The organism is Vibrio mytili (genome assembly GCF_049563345.1).
Taxonomy (GTDB): Bacteria; Pseudomonadota; Gammaproteobacteria; order Enterobacterales; family Vibrionaceae; genus Vibrio; species Vibrio mytili.
Window position 1 is genome coordinate 573901 of the sequence record NZ_CP110481.1, and the last position, 23992, is coordinate 597892.

The following is a 23992-nucleotide window of genomic DNA, read 5'->3' on the forward strand; positions in this document are numbered from 1 at the left end:
GCTTTCATAAAATAGTGAAATTTCACAATGTTAATTTTACACATCTTATGCCTTCCCTTGTTTAAGCTCTGTTTGAATATATTGCTCTAGCCCTTGCTACAGTAAGGCGTCTTCACTTCGGTTTATATTTATACGTGCGTTTTAAATGCTCAAGATATCAAAAAATTAATGTAATTTAATTACGTAATTAGATACAAAAATAGGCTTGTGAATATGTCAATTTACTCAGCCGAATAAAACTTTGAATTTCCGGGTTTGTCGCTTTAGGGGGTTTCGCTTAATTCATTGTTGGTATAGCTTATTTAAAGGCCGATAAGACTTATGTCTAGATTGAAAAAGAACTCAAGTTTACGCAATGTATAGACATGGCCACACCAATCGAACGCAAATTTAAGGATGTATTTTTGTTGTTCATAAATTACAAATGTAGCTTTTCGTAGGCCGATTAGAATGTTAAAGCACATTAAGGATGAATGATTATGCTTGCAGATACAGAGAATAAACCACAACCATCGATGCAGACCCAAGGCCAGCTTGAGGTAACGGGAGTTATTGCTCCTGAACATCAAGCTATTTTCCCTTTAGAAGCCCAAACCTTTTTATCTCTATTGTGCGAAAATTTTGCCGAACGCGTTGATCAATTACTGCAAGCACGAGAAGAGAAACAAACACGAATTGATGCGGGAGAGTTACCAGACTTTCTTACTGAAACTCAGGACATCCGTGAAGGCAGTTGGAAGATTTTGGGGATTCCACAAGATCTGCAAGATCGTCGAGTGGAAATTACGGGCCCTACCGATAGGAAAATGGTAATTAACGCACTGAATGCAAATGTAAAAGTGTTCATGGCTGATTTTGAGGATTCTATGTCTCCCGCTTGGAGCAAGGTTCTTGACGGTCAGGTTAACTTGCGTGATGCAATCAATGGCACCATCAGCTATACCAATCCTAACAATGGTAAGCATTACCAGTTGGTTGATGATCCAGCGGTGTTGATTTGTCGTGTTCGCGGTCTTCATTTAAAAGAAAAACACGTCACGTGGCACGGTCAGATTATTCCAGGTGCACTGTTCGATTTTGCTCTGTATTTCTTCAATAACTACAAAGCACTACTTCAAAAAGGCAGCGGACCTTATTTTTATATTCCTAAGCTGCAGTCTCATCACGAAGCAAAATGGTGGAGTGATGTATTCCATTTTACTGAGCAATATTTTGGTCTGGATACCGGAACGATTAAAGCGACGGTGTTGATCGAAACATTACCAGCGGTCTTTGAGATGGATGAGATTCTGTTTTCACTGAAAGAGCATATTGTCGGGCTGAACTGTGGCCGTTGGGATTACATCTTTAGCTACATCAAGACCTTGAAAAACCACTCAGACCGAGTATTGCCAGACCGCCAAGTCGTCACGATGGATAAGCCGTTCTTAAATGCGTACTCACGATTACTGGTACGTACCTGCCATAAGCGTGGTGCGTTTGCGATGGGAGGCATGGCCGCATTCATCCCCGCTAAGGATCCAGTAGAAAACCAGAAAGTGCTAGACAAAATTCACAATGATAAATCGTTAGAAGCCAACAATGGCCACGATGGTACTTGGGTTGCACACCCGGGTTTAGCAGATACCGCCATGGAAGTGTTCAGCTCCATTCTGGGGGAGCGTTCGAACCAGCTTGATGTGAGCCGTGCACAAGACGCACCTATTACCGCCGCTGAGCTACTCGAACCCTGTGAAGGTGAAAGAACAGAAGAAGGGATGCGACATAACATTCGCGTTGCTTTGCAGTATATCGAAGCGTGGATTTCTGGAAATGGCTGTGTGCCAATTTACGGCTTGATGGAAGATGCCGCCACGGCTGAGATTTCACGCGCGTCAATCTGGCAATGGATTCAGCATGGTAAATCACTAGATAACGGTGAAACCGTCACAAAAGCGCTGTTTGAAACTTACTTAAAAGAAGAGGTAGACGTTGTGAAACGAGAAATCGGCGAAGCGCGCTATCAAGCGGGGCGTTTTGACGAAGCCGCCCAATTGATGGCCGAGCTTACAACCAGTGATGAACTGACGAACTTTTTAACCGTACCTGGATATGACTACCTAGATTAGTACAACCGAGATTCAGATAAGCAAGATTAAGAATACAAAACCAATAACGTGAAGGCTTAAAGGTAGATAGGGATGTACTACCTCAAGACGGAAACTCAACGCACCAGTAATGAGTGCAAATAATAAAGAGGGATAGACCAATGACATTAACTCGCCGCCAACAAATCGAAGCTCTGGAAAAAGACTGGGCAACAAATCCTCGCTGGAAAAATGTTAAACGCACTTACACAGCGGAAGAAGTGGTAGAACTGCGTGGTTCAATGGTGCCTGCGAATACAATTGCACAACGTGGTGCTGATAAGTTATGGGACCTGGTGAATGGGAGCGCGAAAAAAGGCTACGTTAACTGTCTGGGCGCGCTGACAGGTGGCCAGGCTGTGCAACAGGCCAAAGCGGGTATCGAAGCTATTTATCTATCGGGCTGGCAAGTGGCTGCGGATAACAACACTGCATCTACTATGTATCCAGATCAATCGCTTTACCCTGTTGATTCCGTTCCTTCTGTGGTTAAGCGTATCAATAACTCTTTCCGCCGCGCGGATCAAATCCAATGGGCGGGCGGGAAATCGCCACAAGATGAAGGTGCGATTGATTACTTCTTACCAATCGTAGCGGATGCCGAAGCAGGGTTCGGTGGCGTATTGAATGCGTATGAACTGATGAAGTCGATGATCGAAGCGGGGGCGGCGGGCGTTCACTTTGAGGACCAACTCGCATCGGTTAAGAAATGTGGGCACATGGGCGGGAAAGTATTGGTTCCGACTCAAGAAGCGGTACAAAAGTTGGTCGCGGCGCGTTTGGCAGCTGATGTTGCAGGAACGACGACCTTGGTTATCGCTCGTACCGATGCTAACGCGGCAGATCTGTTGACGTCAGATTGTGACCCATACGATAAAGACTTCATCGAAGGCGAGCGCACGGCAGAAGGTTTCTACCGAGTGAGAGCAGGGATCGACCAAGCGATTTCTCGTGGTCTTGCTTATGCACCATACGCGGATTTGATCTGGTGTGAAACGGCAACACCGTGCTTGGAAGAGGCACGTAAGTTTGCTGAAGCTATTCATGCAGAATATCCAGACCAATTGCTCGCTTATAACTGTTCGCCATCATTTAACTGGGAGAAAAACCTGGATGCAGAAACCATTGCTAAGTTCCAGCAAGAACTCGCGGACATGGGCTACAAGTACCAGTTTATTACGCTAGCGGGTATCCATAACATGTGGTTCAACATGTTTGAGTTGGCACACGCTTATGCTCAAGGTGAAGGCATGCGTCACTATGTTGAGAAGGTACAGCGCCCAGAGTTCCAAGCGGCAGAAAAAGGTTACACCTTTGTTGCTCACCAACAAGAGGTAGGTACCGGTTACTTCGACAGAATGACCAACACCATTCAAGGTGGGCAATCATCGGTAACTGCGTTGACCGGCTCGACAGAAGAAGACCAATTTTAAAAATAGTGCTTAGTTTAAATAATTACTCTTAACCACGTCAGTAATGGCTTTTTGAGCGGCAGGATTGCCGCTCTTTTTTTTTTGCTTGTGACGTATTGTTGAGATCACGTGCTGTAATTGTATGCCACGTTTGCACATCACTTTTCTCACCTACGGGTCATAGCGTTTCTTCGTCTGGTTCAATTTCTTCTGGTTCTACTTCTTCTTGCAGTTCCAACAAGTTAATCGCGATCGTTACGAAGTCACTGTCGGTAATAATGCCCACCAAATGATTATTACTTACGATGGGTAAACAACCCACTTTGTGCTTTTGCATGTACACCGCACTTTCTTTTAAACCTGCACGCGGCTCTGCGGTCATGATGTTGGTGTGCATCATTTTTTCCAGAGGGGTGTCGAGAGTAAAAGAGTGCTCTGCTTCATCTGGATGCAAGCTTGATTCTTGAGCGGCAAGAATATCACGCTGAGTGACTAAGCCTTGCAAGTGATGATGAGTATCCACAACCGGAATATGCCGAATATCGAGTTCATCCATCATTGCTTTTGCCTCTCGCAAGGTATGCGTTCGGGATAAGGTATGAGGATTGCGAGTCATCATGTCTTCAACCTTGATCATAGGGACCTCCAGCAGTGTTGTCCTTTGTTTAACTATAGGAAATATTTAGCGCTATATCTGAGAACTAACCCGTTTTTCATCAATAAAATACGTGATCTAATTCGAAGCTTTAATCGGCTGAATAGGAGGGCTTTATTTATGTTTTTATTAGTAATGTTGCGGGTGAATTGGTGCGAGGGAGTTGGCATTTTTAGTTGATAGTGGGTGAGGTCAAAATGTATTCCAATGAATTGAATCGCACATTTTTATTTGCTTGATGTTCCAATTTTCGTCTCTCAAGGAAAATAGGTCTAGGCTTAGCAAATTGAAGACGATTATGTACAAAAAACGACTAGCAATGACCACTATGGCACTTTTCGTTCACTCAGCGCATGCCATTGTATTGGGCACTGAGGAAACGAACCCAGTTGATCGAGTGGCCATTCGAGCCAGCAATATGGCTGAATTCCCAATCTGTGGCGGTACAATGGTGACAGACCAATGGGTGATGACCGCTGCACACTGTGTGGTGATGGGAGAGGGAGCGAACGAAGCCAGTTATTACGTGACACCGCCAGGAGAGCTTGCCATTACAGCAAGAGTGCATGATCTCAACAATACCACGATTGATAACTACTATTCGGTCTCTCATGTGGTGGTGTATCCTAGCTATACGCGTATTGCAAAAGCCGACATAAACGGTGATGGAGACATCAAACCAATCCAAACCGCCTTGGATAACGACATTGCTCTGTTGTACCTAACTCGACCAGTCGAAAACGTCAACCTCGCACAACTGGCCACTAAGGAGGATATGTTTGACATTGAAGCTCGGCTTGCAATGGATTGGAATGATAACTATGACACCAATCAGCGGATTGAAAACGTACAAGTATTTGGTTGGGGAGCGACCACGCCACTGGCTGGCGACGCCGCTTCCACCTTACAAACGACATCCATCGGTTTTTTACCGATTGATAAATGTTATGAGCGTCTGGAAATTGGCAATAGCTTTCCAGGGGCTATTAACTCGCGTGAGAATAGGACAAAAATTTGCACCTTGCCGACGTTTAATGCTTTGCTCGAAGACAGCAGCAGTACTCAATACGGCAACTCTGCATGTAAAGGTGACAGTGGCGGGCCCCTTGTCGATATTGCAACGGGTAAGCAAATCGGTATTGTGAGTGGCGCGCCATTAATTCTGCCTACTTGTGGTTCACTAACGATTCCGAGTTTTTATACCAAAGTCAGTCACTACTATGACTGGGTGCAGGACTACATTACGGCGGATGCTCCACCAAGCCGCTATATCATCGCGCCAAATTTCATTACAGACAGCAGTGAAGAGGGAAGCCAAGAGTGTCATGACGGAATTGCCACCAATAACTGTAATTTCAGAGAGTCCCGCGATGAAGGAGGGAGTGTGAGTTTATGGTGGTTGTCGTTACTGGTTCCTTTGATGTGGTGGCGTAGGCGTGAGGCTTAATTCTGAAAAAAATTGACTCAAGAGCAGTGAAATGCCTTTTCACTGCTCTGTTGACTGCCAGTAATCGTCACGCTAGCAGCGAACCTCACTTTTGTTGCTGATTGCTTCCTTATGCAAGGTAATCGTGAGGTTTTCTCCTTTGTGAGTTTCTCTCACTCATACTTGCCTTTGATAGCGAATCCCTTCTGCCCAACCTAGCATCTCTGGGGGATTTGGGTATACTAGTCTGCCGCGAAAAACGCGTCGCAACCTTATCGTCTTTAATGACGTGATTTGACCAATTAAAAAGATCAGTAGCATGCAAGTATCAGATTTTCATTTCGACCTCCCAGATGAACTTATCGCCCGTTACCCTCAGCCAGAGCGCACCGCTAGCCGCCTGTTGCAAATGGACGGTAATACTGGCGAACTCGTTGATGGCGTATTTACCGATGTGCTCGAGCAAGTTCAACCGGGTGACTTAGTGGTTTTCAATAATACCCGTGTGATTCCTGCTCGTTTATTCGGTCGTAAAGAGTCTGGCGGTAAACTTGAAGTGCTGGTGGAGCGAATGCAAGATGAACAGAGCATCTTAGCGCACGTTCGCTGTTCTAAATCACCCAAGCCGGGCACTACGATTTTTGTAGGCGAGAACGATGAGTATTCGGCAGAAATGGTGGCACGTCATGACGCATTGTTTGAGCTGAAATTTCATTCCGATAAAACGGTACTCGAGATTTTAGAAGAAATTGGTCATATGCCACTTCCTCCTTACATCGATCGACCAGATGAAGAGACGGATAAAGAACGCTACCAAACCGTTTATAATCAAAAACCAGGAGCCGTTGCAGCACCAACCGCGGGTTTACACTTTGATGACGTTCTATTAGACAAGATCAAAGCAAAAGGTGTTGAGTTTGCTTATGTTACGTTGCACGTGGGGGCAGGAACATTCCAGCCAGTCAAAGTGGAAAATATTAATGATCACCATATGCATGCCGAGTATGTGGAAGTGCCGGCGGAAGTCGTCGAGGCGATCAAGGCGACCAAAGCACGCGGTGGTCGCATCATAGCGGTTGGCACCACGTCGGTTCGCTCGTTAGAAAGTGCAGCGCAAGATGCGGTAAAAAAAGGGACTGAATTGGTTCCTTTCTTCGGCGATACTGAAATTTTCATTTACCCTGGATACGAGTACCAACTGGTAGATTGTCTCATTACTAATTTCCACTTACCTGAATCTACTTTGATCATGTTGGTGAGTGCGTTTGCAGGGTACGAGAACACCATGAATGCATACAAGCACGCGGTAGAGAATCGATACCGATTCTTTTCCTATGGTGACTCAATGTTCATTAAAAAGAAAACGGCATAGTTAACACTAAACAATAGATTTACGAGTGCTAGCAGTAAGCTAGGATATGAAAGCAAAAAATACTGCTTTTATCTCTCGCACGGAAAAGCGACCGCTCCTTACCGTAGGGGAAGGCCCCTAAACATTCAGTCAGACTGTTTCTCTGACACTCGGAGGCATCGTGAAATTAAAATTCGATCTTAAGAAAAAAAACGGCACAGCACGTCGTGGTCAACTGACTTTCGAACGTGGTACTGTGCAAACGCCAGCATTCATGCCTGTCGGTACTTACGGTACGGTGAAAGGAATGACACCAGAAGAAGTAAAAGGAACGGGCGCAGAAATCCTGTTGGGCAACACCTTTCATTTATGGCTACGCCCTGGTCAGGAAGTGATGAAAATGCATGGTGACCTGCACGATTTTATGAACTGGCATGGTCCTATTCTTACTGATTCAGGCGGCTTCCAGGTATTCAGCTTGGGTAAAATGCGCACGATTACGGAGCAAGGTGTGCACTTCCGTAACCCTGTTAACGGTGACAAAATTTTCATGGATGCTGAAAAATCGATGGAAATTCAAAAAGACCTTGGTTCTGACATCGTGATGATTTTCGATGAATGTACGCCATATCCTGCGACACATGATGAAGCGAAAAAGTCGATGGAAATGTCACTGCGTTGGGCACAGCGTTCTCGTGATCATTTCAATAAACTGGAAAACCCAAACAATCTGTTTGGTATCGTACAGGGTGGCGTTTATGAGGACCTGCGTGATGTGTCAGTCAAAGGTCTAACTGAGATCGGTTTTGATGGTTATGCAGTTGGTGGTCTTGCAGTGGGTGAACCAAAAGAAGACATGCACCGCATTCTTGAACACACGTGTCCGCAATTACCTGAAGACAAACCTCGTTACCTAATGGGGGTTGGCAAGCCGGAAGATTTGGTAGAAGGTGTACGTCGCGGTATCGACATGTTTGATTGCGTCATGCCAACGCGTAACGCTCGTAATGGTCATTTATTCGTGACCGGAGGTGTGATCAAGATCCGCAATGCGAAACATAAAACGGATACTACACCGCTCGATCCACACTGTGACTGTTACACTTGTCAAAATTACAGCAAGTCGTATCTTCACCATTTAGAACGTTGTAATGAGATTCTTGGTGCTCGTTTGAATACGATCCATAACCTGCGTTACTACCAACGCTTAATGGAAAGCATTCGTAAGGCGATTGATGAAGATCGTTTCGATGAGTTCGTACAAGAATTTTATGCTCGTCGTGATCGTGAAGTGCCACCACTAAGCAAAGCTTAAATGAACGAAAGCCTCTGGTGTTGTCGCCAGGGGTTTTGCGAATAAAGTAGGCGAACGCACGTTATTTTTGAGAGAGTGATCTCTATTAGTCACTCGCAGACTTGAATATAAAGTACGTAGTCCCAACTTGGTTGGATTATCAATAATATATAATGAGGATGTTTTAATGTTTATCTCTCAAGCTCACGCAGCAGCAGAAGGTGCACCAGCAGGTGGCGGTTTTGAAATGCTAATCATGCTTGGCATGTTTGCAGTGATTTTTTACTTCATGATTTATCGCCCACAAAGCAAACGAGTAAAAGAACACAAAAACCTAATGGCTTCTATGGGTAAAGGTGATGAAGTACTAACCAGCGGTGGTTTAGTTGGTAAAATTACCAAGATTTCTGAAGAAAATGATTACATTTCAATCGAGCTTAACGCGAACAATGAAATTGTTATCAAAAAAGACTTCGTTACTGCAGTGTTGCCTAAAGGTACGCTTAAGTCTCTATAAAACAGCTAAAGGGTCCTCGCTGTGTTAAATCGTTACCCATTATGGAAGTACCTGATGGTGCTGTTTGCGATCATCGCAGCTGCATTGTACGCACTTCCAAATCTCTACGGTGAAGATCCGGCTATTCAAGTTACAGGGGCGCGTGGCGCCTCTGTAGATATGTCAACGCTGGATGCTGTCACTACTGCTCTTGATAAAGAGCAACTTTCTCATAAATCCATTGCTCTTGAAAATGGATCAATTCTTGTCCGCTTTAATGACACTGATACGCAAATCAGTGCTCGCGATATCATCAATGAAGCGCTTGGCAAAGACAAAATTGTTGCACTTAACCTAGCACCTTCTACCCCAGATTGGTTAGAAGCGATTGGTGCGTCCCCACTTAAGTTAGGTCTAGACCTACGTGGTGGTGTTCACTTCTTGATGGAAGTTGATATGGATGCCGCCATGGAGAAGCTAGTTGGTCAACAAGAAGAAGCTTTCCGTAGCGAGTTACGTGAAGCGAAACTGCGTTATCGTGCTATTCGACCTTCGGGTAAAGAAGCCGTCGAAGTGCTGCTTCGTGATGCCGATCAATTGGGCGAAGCTAAGAGCTTACTGCAAAAGAACCACCCGGATATGAACTTTGTTGAGTCGGATTCGAATGGTCGTTTTGCACTGCTTGCCACGTTTACTGAGCAGCGTCTACAAGAGATCCGCAACTACGCAGTAGAGCAGAATATTACTATTTTGCGTAATCGCGTAAACGAACTGGGTGTGGCTGAACCGTTGGTTCAACGTCAAGGTGCGAGCCGCATTGTGGTTGAATTGCCTGGTGTGCAAGACACAGCACGAGCAAAAGAAATTCTTGGCGCTACCGCAACACTTGAATTCCGTGAAGTTGACGAAAGTGCTGATCTTTCAGCTGCTGCCAATGGTCGTGCACCAGCAGGTAGTGAAATTAAGCAAGATCGCAATGGTCGCCCAGTCGTGCTGAAGAAACGAGTGATCTTGGGTGGTTCGAGCATTACAGATGCAAGCTCAAGTGTTGACGAATATGGTCGCCCTCAGGTGAACATTTCGCTTGATAGCGAAGGCGGCAACAAAATGTCTGCATTCTCTAAGAAGAACATCGGTAAGCTAATGGCGACGGTGTTTGCAGAGTACAAAGACAGTGGCCGTAAAAACCCTGAAGGTAAAGTTATCCTGACTAAGCATGAAGAAGTGATCAACCAAGCAACGATTCAATCTGCGCTCGGCCGTAACTTCCGAATCACTGGTATCGACTCTGCTGCGGAAGCTCATAACCTAGCACTATTGCTCCGTGCCGGTGCTTTGATTGCTCCAATTTCAATTGTTGAAGAGCGAACCATTGGTCCATCAATGGGTCAGCAAAACATTGATATGGGTATTCAAGCATGTGTCTGGGGTATGGTTGCCGTCATGTTGTTTACGCTGCTTTATTACCGTGGTTTTGGTCTTATCGCCAATATTGCGTTAATGGCTAACCTAGTGTTGATTATTGGTGTTATGTCAATGATTCCAGGTGCGACAATGACACTACCAGGAATCGCAGGTATCGTACTGACAGTCGGTATGGCGGTCGATGCGAACGTTCTGATCTTCGAGCGTATTCGAGAAGAAATTCGAGATGGGCGCAACCCGCAACAAGCCATTCACCAAGGCTACGCAAACGCATTCAGTACCATTGCGGATGCGAACATCACAACACTGATCACAGCTATTATCCTGTTTGCTGTCGGTACGGGTGCGGTGAAAGGTTTTGCAGTCACGCTTTCCATTGGTATTTTAACTTCAATGTTTACTGCTATAGTTGGCACACGTTGTATCGTGAATCTACTATATGGCGGCAAACGCATTGATAAATTGTCGATCTAAGGCTGGGAATTAATATGTTTCAAATTCTAAAAGCAGATAAATCGATCGGCTTTATGCGTTGGTCGAAGGTCGCGTTCCTGTTCTCGACCCTTATGATTGCGGCGTCTATCTTCACCTTGTCAACCAAGTGGTTGAATTGGGGATTAGACTTCACTGGTGGTACGTTAATTGAGGTGGGCTTTGAACACCCAGCTAATCTCGAGAATATTCGTACCGCGCTTGATGCGAAAGGCTTTGGTGACGCTACCGTGCAAAACTTTGGTAGCGCCCGTGAGGTTATGGTACGTCTTCGTCCTCGTGATGATGTGTCAGGCGAGACCTTGGGTAACCAAATCCTTGGTGCAATTAAAGATGGTACAGGCGAAAGCGTTGAAATGCGTCGTATCGAATTCGTTGGTCCAAATGTTGGTGATGAGCTAACAGAGGCCGGCGGTTTAGCTATTCTTGTATCGCTTATTTGTATCTTGATTTACGTATCAATGCGATTTGAATGGCGTCTGGCAGCGGGTGCTGTATTGGCATTGGCGCACGATATCATTATCACCTTAGGTGTCTTCTCGTTCATGCAAATCGAAGTCGACCTTACTATCGTGGCCGCATTACTGACCGTTGTTGGTTACTCGCTCAACGATACGATCGTGGTGTTTGACCGAATTCGTGAGAATTTCCGTAAGATGCGTAAAGGTGAACCTGCAGACATCATGGATGCGTCTATTACTCAAACATTGAGTCGTACGCTCATCACCTCCGGTACAACATTGTTTGTAGTTATTGCGTTGTTCGCGCAGGGCGGTGCCATGATCCACGGGTTTGCAACCGCATTACTACTTGGTATCACGGTAGGTACTTATTCGTCTATCTACGTTGCTTCGGCACTGGCGCTGAAACTGGGTATCCAGAAAGAGCACTTGATGCCACCTCAAGTAGAAAAAGAAGGTGCAGAGTTCGACGAGATGCCATAAGGTTATCTGAGAGCCTAAAATTAAAAACCGCTGAGCAATCAGCGGTTTTTTTTTGCCATAAAAAAGCCCCACTCAGAGAGCAGGGCTATTCAAAAGCATCAGCGTGACGGGCTAGTTCAGACTCTATTACTTAAGCATCGCTTCGTTACCGTTCTCACGGATATGCTTAAGGATAGATTTTACGCCGCGAGCGCTTGAAGCAACGATGTTGCCAGACTTCATGTAATCAGTACCACCAGAGAAGTCGGTTAGGATCGCACCCGCTTCACGAGCAATAAGCTCACCAGCGGCCATATCCCAAGGTTTTAGGCCTAGCTCGAAGTAACCATCTACGCGACCCGCAGCAACATAACATAGGTCAAGCGCAGCAGAACCACTGCGACGGAAGTCCGCACATTCAGTAAATAGAGAACCCACAATCTTGATGAAAGATTCAGAGTGTTGTTTCTGTTTGAATGGGAAACCTGTTGCTAGAACAGTACCTTGAAGATCTTTCAGTTGAGAAACACGAATACGTGCACTGTTCAGTTGTGCGCCAGCGCCGCGTTGTGCGGTAAACAGTTCGTTTTGCATAGGGTCGTAAACACAAGCAACTTCAGTTTTGCCTTTGATACGAACTGCAATAGAAACAGAGAAGTGTGGGTAACCTTTTACAAAGTTATTGGTGCCATCCAGTGGGTCGATGATCCATTGTACGTCTTTATCTTTACCTTCGATAAGACCTTGTTCTTCAGCAACGATACAGTGCTCAGGGTAAGACTGCTTGATAGTATCGATGATGATGTATTCTGCTTCTTTATCTACATTAGTGACAAAGTCATGTGTGCCTTTTAGTGACGATTCTACTTTATCTGTGTTTTCTAATGATTTAGCAATATGATTGCCTGCCTTTCGCGCAGCGCGAATAGCAATGTTTAGCATTGGATGCATACGGTTTTCCCAACGGATGTTAAAGAACAAAATGAAAGCGGCGGCGAGTATACCAAAGATAAATAAAAAAGGAAGTGGTTATTTTTTGCTCTAAGTGTGCGTGTTTAATGTCGTGATTTCGCTGATTACGACAAGAATGCAGGAGAATACGAACAGACACATCGCTGGATATAGGGCGTGTTAAAAATTTATGATAATATTTCGCCGTTTTAATAAAGGCAGTAATCATCAATGTTGGATCAAGTAAAAATTGTGCTTGTCGGTACTTCTCATTCAGGCAACATTGGCTCGGCTGCGCGGGCTATGAAGGTTATGGGGCTCAGTCAATTAGTGTTGGTGGATCCTCAATGTGAAGTGGATGAGCAAACGCTAGCGCTCGCAGCAGGTGCCAGTGATATTGCACAGAACGCGACGATCGTTAATACGTTAGACGAGGCCGTTCATGATTGTGGATTAGTGGTCGGCTCAAGTGCTCGTTCACGAACGCTAGAATGGCCGATGTTGGAGCCACGTGAATGCGGTGAAAAATTTGCAGTTGAGGGGCAAAAACATCCTGTTGCTTTAGTCTTTGGTCGTGAAAGAACGGGACTAACGAATGAAGAGTTGCAAAAGTGCCACTACCATGTATGTATTCCTGCCAATCCAGAATATAGCTCGTTGAATTTGGCAATGGCAGTGCAAACACTAAGTTATGAAGTTCGCGTAGCACACCTTAATCTGCAACAAAGCCAGTACTCACCTAATGAACCGGAAGAGTACCCACGCCACAAAGAATTAGAAATGTTTTTTGAACACCTTGAAAAAGTGATAGTGGACACCCAGTTTATTAGTCAAGAGCAACCTGGTCGAGTGATGAGTAAATTACGCCGCTTGTTTTCCAGAGCACGACCAGAGAGTCAAGAACTTAATATTTTGCGCGGTATATTGACCTCTATAGAGAAAAATATTCGAGCAAAATAGTCGTTTTTAATGCGAAATACCCATTCTTTATGTAAGGATGAATACTTGAGTAATTTAGTCAAATAAATACTTGACCGTTTTACTCGGGTATGGAAAAATCATAACCATTACAAACCATGTGGATACGGTGTGGTATGAAACTTACATCTAAAGGAAGATATGCGGTGACAGCCATGCTGGATGTGGCACTGCATTCGCAACAGAACCCAGTCCCTCTCGCGGATATATCTGAGCGCCAGGGCATTTCGCTCTCTTATTTAGAGCAACTTTTTTCTAAATTGCGTAAAGCGGGTTTAGTTGCAAGTGTTCGCGGCCCTGGTGGTGGATACCGACTAGGAGCAGAAGCGGATACCATCGCAATTGGTACTGTCATTGCAGCTGTCGACGAGTCTGTAGACGCGACGAAATGCCAAGGGAAGGGCGGTTGTCAGGGTGGAACCCGCTGTCTAACTCACACGCTTTGGCGCGATTTAAGCTCACGCATCAGTGACTTCTTGAACAACATCACTCTTGGTGAGCTGATGACGGATAATGAAGTCCTCGAAATTTCAGATCGTCAGGATATCGACTTGGCGGTCAACCATGGGCTTTCAAACAAAAATACAACCACCGTGCCCATCGGTGTAAACGTCCGCTCTTAGCGGTCAGCTTTTTACATTGGAGTAGAGAATGAAACTGCCGATTTATCTTGATTATTCCGCTACATGTCCAGTTGATCCTCGTGTAGCTGAAAAAATGGTTCAGTACATGACAATGGATGGCACATTTGGCAACCCAGCGTCGCGTTCGCACCGTTACGGCTGGCAGGCAGAAGAAGCAGTTGATACTGCTCGTGAGCAAATTGCTGACCTTCTAAATGCAGACCCGCGCGAAATCGTATTTACATCTGGTGCGACAGAATCTGACAACCTCGCAATCAAAGGTGCAGCACACTTTTACTCTAAAAAGGGTAAACACGTCATCACGTGTAAAACTGAGCACAAAGCGGTTCTTGACCCATGTCGTCAACTAGAGCGTGAAGGCTTTGAAGTGACGTACTTAGAGCCTGAATCAAACGGCTTGATCGATTTAGAGAAGCTAAAAGCAGCCATGCGTGAAGACACTGTACTTGTCTCTATCATGCACGTGAACAACGAAATTGGTGTTGTTCAAGACATTACGGCCATTGGTGAGCTATGTCGAGAGCGTAAGATTGTGTTTCATGTTGATGCAGCTCAATCAGCTGGTAAGTTACCAATCGATGTTCAAGAAATGAAAGTGGATTTGATTTCACTATCAGCGCACAAAATCTACGGTCCTAAAGGTATTGGTGCTTTATTCGTACGTCGTAAGCCACGTATCCGTCTTGAAGCACAAATGCACGGTGGCGGTCATGAGCGCGGTTTCCGTTCAGGTACACTACCTACGCACCAGATTGTAGGTATGGGAGAAGCTTTCCGCATTGCAAAAGAAGATATGCAGAAAGATTACGATCACGCACTGGCACTTCGTAACCGTCTTCTTGATGGTGTGAAAGACCTTGAAGCGGTCACCGTTAACGGAGACTTAGAGCAGCGCGTACCTCATAACTTAAACGTAAGCTTTGCCTTTGTAGAAGGTGAGTCATTGCTGATGTCGCTAAAAGATCTAGCGGTTTCTTCTGGTAGTGCATGTACTTCTGCAAGTCTAGAGCCTTCATACGTTCTCCGTGCGCTTGGCATGGACGATGAGTTGGCTCACAGTTCGGTTCGCTTCTCCTTTGGTCGTTTTACAACAGAAGAAGAAGTCGATTACGCAATTGAACAAATCCGCGTTGCAGTGACTAAGCTACGCGACATGTCTCCTCTATGGGATATGTACAAAGAAGGGATTGATTTGAGCACTGTAGAATGGGCTCACCATTAATCTCAGGGATGAATAAGTAGAGGATTCGAGGTAATTTATCATGGCATATAGCGAAAAAGTAATTGATCACTACGAGAACCCACGTAACGTTGGTTCATTTGAAAAAGACGATCCATCCGTTGGTAGCGGCATGGTTGGTGCACCAGCTTGTGGTGACGTAATGAAACTGCAAATCAAGGTAACACCGGAAGGTATTATTGAAGATGCGAAGTTCAAAACGTACGGTTGTGGTAGTGCAATCGCATCAAGCTCATTGGTCACTGAATGGGTTAAAGGTAAATCTGTGGATGAAGCTGCGGCCATCAAAAACTCAGAAATTGCAGAAGAACTAGAGCTGCCACCAGTAAAAGTTCACTGTTCAATTCTGGCGGAAGATGCAATCAAAGCAGCCGTTGCAGATTACAAGAAAAAACACCAAGAATAATTAAACCGTAATATAATGGGAGACGTTACCTCTCCCATTCCAATCGTAATATAGACAAACTAAGGTGCAGTATGGCCATCTCAATGACAGAAACAGCGGCAAGTCGCGTAAGAGCATTCCTAGATAACCGGGGCAAAGGTATCGGGTTACGCCTTGGAGTGAAGACGACTGGCTGTTCCGGCATGGCGTATGTACTGGAGTTTGTGGACGAGCTTAATGAAGCAGAAGATGAAGTTTTTGACCTGTCTGGGGTAAAAATTATCATTGATAAAAAAAGCTTGGTGTACCTAGACGGTACCGAACTGGATTACGTAAAAGAAGGGTTGAATGAAGGCTTTGAGTTCAACAACCCTAATGCGAAAAGTGAATGTGGTTGTGGTGAAAGCTTCAACGTCTAATTGATTGTCCTTCTGGGCAAACGAGTCCAGAAGGCATTACTAGGACCCGAACTTAATGAATCACTTTGAATTATTTGGGCTACCAAGTCAGTTTAAGCTGGATGGTAGCCTTCTTTCTTCTCAGTTCCGAGAATTACAAAAGCGTTTCCACCCGGATAACTTTGCGACAGCATCGGAAAGAGACCGTTTGATGGCGGTGCAAAAAGCCGCCCAGATCAACGATGCTTATCAAGTGCTGAAAAACCCTATCTCACGTGCTGAATATATATTGGCAGAGCAAGGGGTAGAAATTCGTGGTGAGCAGCAGACGATGCAAGATCCGATGTTCCTAATGGAACAAATGGAGCTGCGCGAGGAATTGGAAGATATTGCAGACAGCTCTGATCCAGAATCAGCGCTTTTGGACTTCGATTCGAAGGTCAGCAACATGTATAAACAGCATTTGGCTAGCGTCGAGCAAGAGCTTGATGACGGTCTTTGGGCACAAGCCGCCGATCGAGTTCGCAAGTTAAAATTCGTCGCCAAGCTGAAGAATGAAATTGAACGGGTCGAAGAAAAAATACTCGGCTAGTTCGCGTGACAAGGACCAATCATGGCACTACTTCAAATAGCAGAACCGGGCCAAAGCTCGGCACCTCATGAGCATAAGTTAGCCGCAGGTATTGACCTCGGTACGACGAACTCTTTAGTTGCTACCGTACGCAGCGGTGATGCAACGACGTTAACCGACGAGCAGGGGCGGAGCATCCTGCCTTCCGTCGTCAACTACTCTCAAGCGATGCCAACAGTTGGTTATGAAGCGAAAGATAAAGCAGAGCTAGAGCCTGAAAATACCATCATTTCGGTTAAACGCTTGATCGGTCGCTCATTAAAAGACATCAAGTCGCGTTTTACCTCTTTACCTTATCAATTTAAAGAAAGCGATAACGGTTTACCGATTCTGCAAACCCCTCAGGGTGAAAAAAATCCTATTGAAGTGTCTGCTGAAATTCTTAAAGTTCTTGGTAAACGTGCTGAAGATACACTAGGCGGAGAGCTTGCGGGGGTTGTTATTACCGTTCCTGCGTACTTTGACGATGCTCAACGCGCGGGCACCAAAGACGCAGCTAAGCTAGCGGGTCTGCATGTGCTTCGTCTGCTCAATGAACCGACTGCCGCTGCCATAGCTTACGGGTTAGACTCTGGTCAGGAAGGGGTGATTGCCGTTTACGATTTAGGTGGTGGTACGTTTGACATCTCTATACTGCGTTTATCCAAGGGTGTATTTGAGGTACTAGCAACGGGTGGTGATTCCGCTCTGGGTGGTGACGATTTTGACCATCTATTAGCTGAATTTCTGATGGAGCAAGCTGGTCTTGAAGCCCCTCTTTCTGCAGAACAAAACCGTACATTACTCAACATTGCCACTGCGACGAAAATTGCTTTTTCTGAACAAGACAGTGTTGATGTTGATATTTTTGGTTGGACAGGCACCGTCACTCGTGAACAATTTGAAGCATTAATTCAGCCATTAGTGAAGAAAACGTTGATGTCATGCCGACGAGCACTGAAAGATGCTGATGTGTCGTCTGATGAAGTGCTTGAAGTCGTGATGGTTGGTGGTTCAACCCGTACGTTACTTGTCCGTGATATGGTGGGTGAGTTCTTTGGTCGTACACCATTAACAAGTATTAACCCTGATGAAGTCGTTGCGATTGGTGCTGGTATTCAAGCTGACATCTTAGCTGGTAACAAGCCAGATTCTGAAATGTTGCTTTTAGATGTAATCCCGCTTTCCCTCGGTATAGAGACGATGGGGGGATTGGTAGAAAAAATCATCCCTCGTAACACGACAATTCCAGTTGCGCGTGCACAAGAGTTCACCACTTTCAAAGATGGTCAAACTGCAATGAGCGTACACATTGTTCAAGGTGAGCGTGAGATGGTTGATGACTGTCGTTCATTAGCGCGTTTCTCACTCAAAGGAATTCCACCGATGGCGGCAGGTGCTGCCCACATACGTGTAACCTACCAAGTTGACGCTGATGGTCTTTTGTCTGTCACGGCGATGGAAAAAAGCACGGGAATTCAGTCTGAAATTCAAGTGAAGCCATCTTACGGTCTTAGTGATAATGAGGTCGCTGACATGCTGCGAGATTCAATGAATCATGCAAAAGAAGACATGCAAACGCGTGCCTTGGCTGAGCAGCGAGTTGAAGCGGATCGAGTTATTGAAGGTTTGATCGCCGCCATGCAAGCAGACGGAGATGAATTGCTCTCAGCACAAGAGAAGCAAGACTTAGTCAACGTGATTGAAGCATTGATTGAGCTGCGTAATGGTGATGACGTTGATGCGATTGAGCAAGGCATTAAAGACACGGATAAAGCGAGTCAAGACTTTGCATCGCGCCGTATGGATAAATCGATTCGATCTGCACTGTCAGGTCAATCAGTAGACGATATATAAGAGATAAGTAGTTATGCCTAAGATTATTGTATTACCACACGAAGATCTATGCCCTGAGGGTGCAGTGTTGGAAGCAAACAACGGTGACACCGTTCTAGACGTAGCGCTGAAAAATGGTATTGGCATTGAGCACGCATGTGAAAAATCATGTGCATGTACTACGTGTCATGTCATTATCCGTGAAGGCTTTGACTCTTTGGAAGAGAGTGAAGAGCAAGAAGATGACATGTTGGATAAAGCATGGGGCCTAGAGCCAGAATCTCGTCTTGGTTGCCAGGCTAGAATTGCGGATGAAGACTTAGTTGTCGAAATCCCTAAATACACGCTGAACCATGCGTCAGAAGATCACTAAAATAACAAGACTACGCTTGTAGCCCTTAAACATTGAGGGATGAACAAAAGGAAAATGAGCATGAAATGGACAGACTCTCGTGACATCGCAATTGAACTTTGTGACAAGTTTCCTGATGTCGACCCTAAAACGGTGCGGTTTACCGATCTTCATCAATGGATCATGGAGTTGGATGAGTTTGAAGATGATCCAAACCATTGTAACGAAAAGATTCTTGAAGCCGTCATCATGTGTTGGATGGACGAAGCTGATTAGAGCTGCAAAATACAGCCTAGTTAACAATTCTTACTAAAAAAAACGGACTCTAGAGTCCGTTTTTTTATCAAATTGACATTTTCAACCTACAAAATGCTAACATCCGGGAGTTATTAAAATAAGCGGCACAGGTAATGCCGAGAATAAGACAAGGAGAAACCATGTCTACACAGATGTCCGTATTTTTAAGTCAAGATTCTGCAGCACCACATTGGGGTGAAAAAGCGCTGCTTTCGTTTTCAGAAAACGGAACAACCGTTCACTTAGGGGAAGGTCATGATCTTGGCGCAATCCAACGCGCAGCTCGCCAGCTTGATGGTCAAGGAATTCACTCTATTTTACTCGCTGGCGATAGCTGGGACCTGGAAAGTATTTGGGCGTTTCATCAAGGCTACCGTAACCCTAAGAAGCATGGAGTACTTGAATGGAAAGCGCTGCCTGAACAGGAGCAGCTCGAACTTCAAGCTCGAATTAAAGCGACTGATTTCACACGCGATATCATCAATAAAACGGCAGAAGAAGTAGCACCTCGTCAACTGGCTTCTATGGCGGCTGAGTTTATTAAGTCGATAGCACCAGAAGGCACTGTCACGGCTCGCATCGTAAAAGACAAAGATCTTCTTACAGAAGGTTGGGAAGGCATTTTCGCCGTAGGCCGAGGCTCATCACGTACCTCCGCGATGCTGCAATTGGATTACAATCCTACAGGTGATGAAAACGCACCAGTGTTTGCTTGTTTAGTGGGTAAGGGCATCACCTTTGACTCGGGTGGTTACAGCTTAAAACCTTCCAACTTTATGACGGCAATGAAGGCGGATATGGGGGGCTCTGCGACAGTAACTGGCGGGTTAGCTTTAGCGATTCAACGTGGGCTGAATAAGCGCGTTAAACTAATCCTTTGCTGCGCTGAAAATATGGTATCTGGTCGAGCGCTTAAGCTTGGCGATATCATTACCTACAAAAATGGCAAAACGGTAGAAGTCATGAATACCGATGCTGAAGGACGTTTAGTGTTGGCTGATGGTCTTATTTACGCCAGTGAGCAAAAACCAGAGCTTATTATTGATTGTGCGACGTTAACTGGCGCAGCTAAGAATGCGTTGGGTAACGATTATCACGCGCTGATGAGCTTTGATGATGAGCTTTCTCATCAAGCGCTCACGGCAGCAAATCAAGAGAAAGAAGGTTTATGGCCACTTCCTCTTGCCGATTTCCATCGAGGTATGCTGCCTTCCAACTTTGCTGATTTATCCAACATCAGCTCAGGTGATTACTCTCCAGGTGCAAGCACAGCGGCAGCGTTTTTGTCTTACTTTGTTGAAGACTATAAGAAGGGTTGGCTGCATTTTGATTGCGCTGGTACTTACCGTAAGTCTGCATCCGATAAATGGGCGGCGGGCGCTACGGGCATGGGTGTACGCACGCTAGCTCGTTTACTGAACGAACAAGCGGGTAAATAATACCAATTGCGGTACTGATTTTGTTGGTGCCGCTTGCTTAATAATAAGCTATTCAGAACTATTACTATTACAAGTACAAAAAGGACATTTTATGGCTCTAGAAAGAACGTTCTCAATTGTTAAGCCTGATGCAGTGGAACGAAACCTAATTGGTGCAATTTACAACCGTATTGAGAAAGCCGGTTTGCGTATTGTCGCGGCAAAGATGGTTCATCTTACTGAAGATCAAGCCAGTGGTTTTTATGCTGAACACGAAGGTAAAGCATTTTTTCCTGCTCTTAAAGAGTTTATGACGTCTGGCCCGATTATGGTTCAGGTGTTGGAAGGTGAAAACGCTATTGCCCGTTACCGAGAACTTATGGGTAAAACAAACCCAGAAGAAGCAGCATGCGGTACACTACGTGCAGACTATGCGCTCAGTATGCGCCATAACTCTGTTCATGGCTCAGATAGCCCAGAGTCTGCTGCTCGAGAAATCGAATTCTTTTTCCCAGAGTCAGAAATTTATCCGCGTTAATGTTCAGCGACTTGTTGCGCGTTACGCTTATTGGGTAGTTAAGACTGTTAGCCTCGGAAACTTCCGAGGCTTTTTCTTATCTGATTCTTATCTGAAAACATCGACAATTGTTGTGGTTAAATTTTAAGCATAATGATTTTAATGCCTTAGCAAACTCAGGGGTTTACCCCTCTTGTTGTAGCTGCATAAAGGCTGTACAATTCGCGCCCTTATTCTTGTTTCAGTCATTGAGAGGCAACATGACCACTGAAAAAATCAATCTACTCGACTTTGATCGCAAAGGCATGCGTCAGTTTTTCGCGGAAGAGCTCGGCGAGAAAGCGTTCCGTGCTGATCAGGTTATGAAGTGGATATACCATTTCGGTGTTGATGACTTCGAGAACATGACGAACATCAACAAGAAATTGCGTGAAAAACTGCAGTATAAATGTGAGATTAAAGCGCCATACGTTGCCGAAGCGCAACACTCTTCCGATGGCACGATTAAATGGGCGATGAAAGTCGGTGACCAGGATGTAGAAACCGTATACATCCCTGAAGACGATCGTGCGACATTGTGTGTGTCGTCTCAAGTTGGTTGTGCACTAGCATGTAAGTTCTGCTCAACAGCACAACAGGGATTTAACCGTAACCTAAAAGTTTCAGAAATCATCGGTCAGGTTTGGCGTGCTGCGCGTGAGATTGGCCTGGAAAAAGAGACGGGACGTCGTCCTATCACCAACGTTGTGATGATGGGCATGGGCGAACCGCTTTTGAACATGAAAAACTTGATTCCTGCGTTAGAAATCATGTTGGATGACTTAGGCTTTGGTTTATCTAAACGCCGAGTGACTGTATCGACATCTGGCGTTGTTTCTGGTCTTGATCAAATGACGGGCAAAATTGATGTGGCGCTGGCTATCTCTTTGCACGCACCAAATGACAAGCTACGTAGTGAAATTATGCCAATTAATGATCGCTGGGATATTGAAGATTTTCTTGCTTCTGTGCGTCGTTATATTGCGTCGTCTAATGCAAACCGCGGTAAAGTAACGGTTGAGTATGTTTTACTAGATCATGTTAATGATGACATGGAGCATGCTCGCGAGCTTGCAGAGTTGATGAAAGACACGCCATGTAAGATTAACTTGATTCCGTTCAATCCTTACCCAGGTTCTCCTTATAAAAAGCCAAGTAACTCTCGTATTGATCGCTTCCAGAAAACGTTGATGAAATACGAACACACGGTGACTGTACGTAAAACGCGTGGTGATGATATTGACGCCGCTTGTGGTCAACTTGTGGGTGATGTGATTGATAGAACTAAGCGCACAGCAATGCTAAAAGCAGCACGTGGTGCAGAAAGCATCGATGTAAAAGCAGTATAAACGAGCAGAGTTAACGATAGCCAGAGCCTAGCTCTGGCTATTTTGTTTACCCTACCTCTTTAAATTGAGAGCATTTGGCGTTTATTTCAATTTATACTGTCAAAGTTTGGACAAAAGCTTCAGCTATCTGTTAGTTTGAGTAGAATGAGTTTTTGTCTTTGTTATACATTCGCTTATCATTATGTATGACATTAACGACAACGCTGACAACTTCGGCTCTTTTCTCCTACGCTTTGCTGTTTTGCGCAGAACGTGTATTCGCATATAGAGTGCTGAAGATTTGTTAAAATATTATTTTGGTTAATGCGTTAGGGCTGGCTACTTTTTAGTTGTAGTGAGCTTTCAGAACAAAAACGAAAATAAAGAATTGTATTAACCACTAAACAGATTAAATACCATCATTATGACAGAAAACGAAAATACCAATGAAGTCCCGCTTTCAACTGAACCGGGCACACTCCTAAAAAATAAACGCGAATCCATCGGTATGACCCAGAAGCAAGTTGCTGATCGCCTCAGGCTTCGTGTTTCTGTTATTGAAGATATAGAAGACAACCGTTTTGAATCTCACCAAGTTGCAACGTTTACTCGAGGTTATTTGCGTTCGTATGCAAAAGTGGTCGGTCTTGACGAAAAAGTGGTGCTGTCAGCTCTAGAGCAAACTTTACCGTCACAACCGAAAACTCAAGAAATAGAAATGCAGAGTTTTTCGCGCAAAACCAAGCACGAAAAGCACAACAGTCGCATCATGTTCCTGACTTGGTTAATTGCGATAGTGATTACTGGTATTTCTGCTGCTTGGTGGTGGCAAAATCAGCATGACAATAGCCTGACTCAAGTTGTCGCTAATGCCAGTAGCGATACGTCCGAGCAGAGCAAGCAAGAGCTCGCAGATATCGATTTGATGACAGCTGAAGAATTAATCGCTAGTGCGCCTAAAGACGTTGCACCTGAGGTGGTAAGTACTTCTGCTTCTGAAACTATGATGGCCGATACTGATATGAGCGCGGCTGAAACAACGGCAGTATTGACTCCGAACACCGACCAATCTGTTGATGAGAGCGCAGAGCAATCAATATCAGCGACGGATGTCGAAGAAACTCAGGAGCCGGCAGTAGTGGTTCCTGAAGGCATGACCTTAATCACAATGAAATTTACAGCAGATTGCTGGATTCAAGTGAAAGATACTAATGGAAAAACACTGGTAAGTGGCACTCATAAACCAGGTCAAGATGTAAAACTGACCGGGAAAGCGCCATTTAAAGTGATATTGGGTGCTCCTGAAGGGGTTACGATGACATTTGCAAGTGAACCGGTTGATCTTTCTGGGTATACTTCAGGCAGAGTAGCTAGATTCACTTTACCGTTATAAAGAATT

General features: G+C 45.0%; 23 protein-coding genes. 21 read left to right on the forward strand and 2 right to left on the reverse strand.

The genetic code is table 11. The features are described from left to right. Window positions 1–479 precede the first annotated feature (479 nt). The gene (gene aceB, locus ONE56_RS02645; protein WP_423840200.1) at window positions 480–2108 is read left to right on the forward strand and encodes a malate synthase A; all 1629 of its coding nucleotides are present in this window, start codon (window positions 480–482) and stop codon (window positions 2106–2108) included. Between the two features lie 140 nt (window positions 2109–2248). Then, entirely contained in the window at window positions 2249–3559 is a 1311-nt protein-coding gene (gene aceA / locus ONE56_RS02650) for an isocitrate lyase (RefSeq protein ID WP_041155074.1), read from the forward strand. Window positions 3560–3716: 157 nt separating this feature from the next. Here the strand turns inward: aceA and ONE56_RS02655 are convergent, their stop codons facing one another. Further along, window positions 3717–4175 carry a CBS domain-containing protein gene (locus ONE56_RS02655; RefSeq protein ID WP_041155073.1) on the reverse strand — a complete coding sequence of 153 codons (459 nt, stop codon included), beginning with the start codon at window positions 4173–4175 and terminating at the stop codon, window positions 3717–3719. 316 nt (window positions 4176–4491) lie between these two features. On the opposite strand from ONE56_RS02655, the gene ONE56_RS02660 reads away from it, so the two are divergent. From ONE56_RS02660 to secF, 6 genes are all read left to right on the forward strand, one after another. Next, window positions 4492–5640 carry a trypsin-like serine protease gene (locus ONE56_RS02660; protein WP_423840201.1) on the forward strand — a complete coding sequence of 383 codons (1149 nt, stop codon included), beginning with the start codon at window positions 4492–4494 and terminating at the stop codon, window positions 5638–5640. Window positions 5641–5938: 298 nt separating this feature from the next. Further along, window positions 5939–6991, forward strand: a complete 1053-nt coding sequence (gene queA, locus ONE56_RS02665) for a tRNA preQ1(34) S-adenosylmethionine ribosyltransferase-isomerase QueA (protein ID WP_423840202.1) — start codon at window positions 5939–5941, stop codon at window positions 6989–6991. 160 nt (window positions 6992–7151) lie between these two features. Further along, complete coding sequence (gene tgt, locus ONE56_RS02670) at window positions 7152–8285, forward strand: tRNA guanosine(34) transglycosylase Tgt (protein ID WP_331437835.1); 1134 nt, start codon at window positions 7152–7154, stop codon at window positions 8283–8285. Window positions 8286–8451: 166 nt separating this feature from the next. Continuing rightward, window positions 8452–8781 carry a preprotein translocase subunit YajC gene (gene yajC, locus ONE56_RS02675; RefSeq protein ID WP_041155070.1) on the forward strand — a complete coding sequence of 110 codons (330 nt, stop codon included), beginning with the start codon at window positions 8452–8454 and terminating at the stop codon, window positions 8779–8781. Window positions 8782–8802: 21 nt separating this feature from the next. Next, complete coding sequence (gene secD, locus ONE56_RS02680) at window positions 8803–10659, forward strand: protein translocase subunit SecD (protein ID WP_331437836.1); 1857 nt, start codon at window positions 8803–8805, stop codon at window positions 10657–10659. Window positions 10660–10673: 14 nt separating this feature from the next. After that, window positions 10674–11621, forward strand: a complete 948-nt coding sequence (secF, locus tag ONE56_RS02685) for a protein translocase subunit SecF (protein ID WP_041155068.1) — start codon at window positions 10674–10676, stop codon at window positions 11619–11621. Window positions 11622–11747: 126 nt separating this feature from the next. On the opposite strand, the gene suhB is transcribed toward secF, so the two are convergent. After that, window positions 11748–12551 (reverse strand): inositol-1-monophosphatase, encoded by an 804-nt coding sequence (suhB, locus tag ONE56_RS02690; RefSeq protein ID WP_331437837.1) that lies wholly within the window; start codon window positions 12549–12551, stop codon window positions 11748–11750. Window positions 12552–12782: 231 nt separating this feature from the next. Between suhB and trmJ the strand changes: the two genes are divergently transcribed. From trmJ to rodZ, 13 genes are all read left to right on the forward strand, one after another. After that, the gene (gene trmJ / locus ONE56_RS02695) at window positions 12783–13511 is read left to right on the forward strand and encodes a tRNA (cytosine(32)/uridine(32)-2'-O)-methyltransferase TrmJ (protein ID WP_041155066.1); all 729 of its coding nucleotides are present in this window, start codon (window positions 12783–12785) and stop codon (window positions 13509–13511) included. A gap of 134 nt (window positions 13512–13645) precedes the next feature. After that, on the forward strand, window positions 13646–14152 hold the full coding sequence (gene iscR, locus ONE56_RS02700; protein WP_041155065.1) for a Fe-S cluster assembly transcriptional regulator IscR: 507 nt from the start codon (window positions 13646–13648) through the stop codon (window positions 14150–14152). Window positions 14153–14180: 28 nt separating this feature from the next. Next, window positions 14181–15395 (forward strand): IscS subfamily cysteine desulfurase, encoded by a 1215-nt coding sequence (locus tag ONE56_RS02705; protein ID WP_041155064.1) that lies wholly within the window; start codon window positions 14181–14183, stop codon window positions 15393–15395. Between the two features lie 40 nt (window positions 15396–15435). Beyond that, window positions 15436–15819: a Fe-S cluster assembly scaffold IscU gene (gene iscU, locus ONE56_RS02710; RefSeq protein ID WP_041155063.1), complete on the forward strand. Its 384-nt coding sequence runs from the start codon at window positions 15436–15438 to the stop codon at window positions 15817–15819. A 71-nt stretch (window positions 15820–15890) separates the two neighbouring features. Further along, window positions 15891–16217, forward strand: coding sequence for an iron-sulfur cluster assembly protein IscA (iscA, locus tag ONE56_RS02715; RefSeq protein ID WP_041155062.1), 327 nt, complete (start codon window positions 15891–15893; stop codon window positions 16215–16217). Between the two features lie 55 nt (window positions 16218–16272). Further along, the gene (gene hscB / locus ONE56_RS02720; protein ID WP_423840203.1) at window positions 16273–16788 is read left to right on the forward strand and encodes a co-chaperone HscB; all 516 of its coding nucleotides are present in this window, start codon (window positions 16273–16275) and stop codon (window positions 16786–16788) included. Between the two features lie 21 nt (window positions 16789–16809). Then, window positions 16810–18663 (forward strand): Fe-S protein assembly chaperone HscA, encoded by a 1854-nt coding sequence (hscA, locus tag ONE56_RS02725; protein WP_041155060.1) that lies wholly within the window; start codon window positions 16810–16812, stop codon window positions 18661–18663. Window positions 18664–18676: 13 nt separating this feature from the next. Then, on the forward strand, window positions 18677–19015 hold the full coding sequence (gene fdx, locus ONE56_RS02730; protein WP_041155059.1) for an ISC system 2Fe-2S type ferredoxin: 339 nt from the start codon (window positions 18677–18679) through the stop codon (window positions 19013–19015). A 60-nt stretch (window positions 19016–19075) separates the two neighbouring features. Further along, complete coding sequence (gene iscX / locus ONE56_RS02735; RefSeq protein ID WP_041155058.1) at window positions 19076–19270, forward strand: Fe-S cluster assembly protein IscX; 195 nt, start codon at window positions 19076–19078, stop codon at window positions 19268–19270. A gap of 161 nt (window positions 19271–19431) precedes the next feature. Next, entirely contained in the window at window positions 19432–20730 is a 1299-nt protein-coding gene (gene pepB / locus ONE56_RS02740) for an aminopeptidase PepB (protein WP_331437841.1), read from the forward strand. A gap of 91 nt (window positions 20731–20821) precedes the next feature. Continuing rightward, window positions 20822–21247 carry a nucleoside-diphosphate kinase gene (gene ndk, locus ONE56_RS02745; RefSeq protein WP_041155056.1) on the forward strand — a complete coding sequence of 142 codons (426 nt, stop codon included), beginning with the start codon at window positions 20822–20824 and terminating at the stop codon, window positions 21245–21247. A gap of 239 nt (window positions 21248–21486) precedes the next feature. Beyond that, entirely contained in the window at window positions 21487–22614 is a 1128-nt protein-coding gene (locus ONE56_RS02750) for a bifunctional tRNA (adenosine(37)-C2)-methyltransferase TrmG/ribosomal RNA large subunit methyltransferase RlmN (RefSeq protein ID WP_331437842.1), read from the forward strand. A gap of 403 nt (window positions 22615–23017) precedes the next feature. Then, complete coding sequence (gene rodZ, locus ONE56_RS02755) at window positions 23018–23986, forward strand: cytoskeleton protein RodZ (protein ID WP_041155054.1); 969 nt, start codon at window positions 23018–23020, stop codon at window positions 23984–23986. Window positions 23987–23992: the final 6 nt, after the last annotated feature.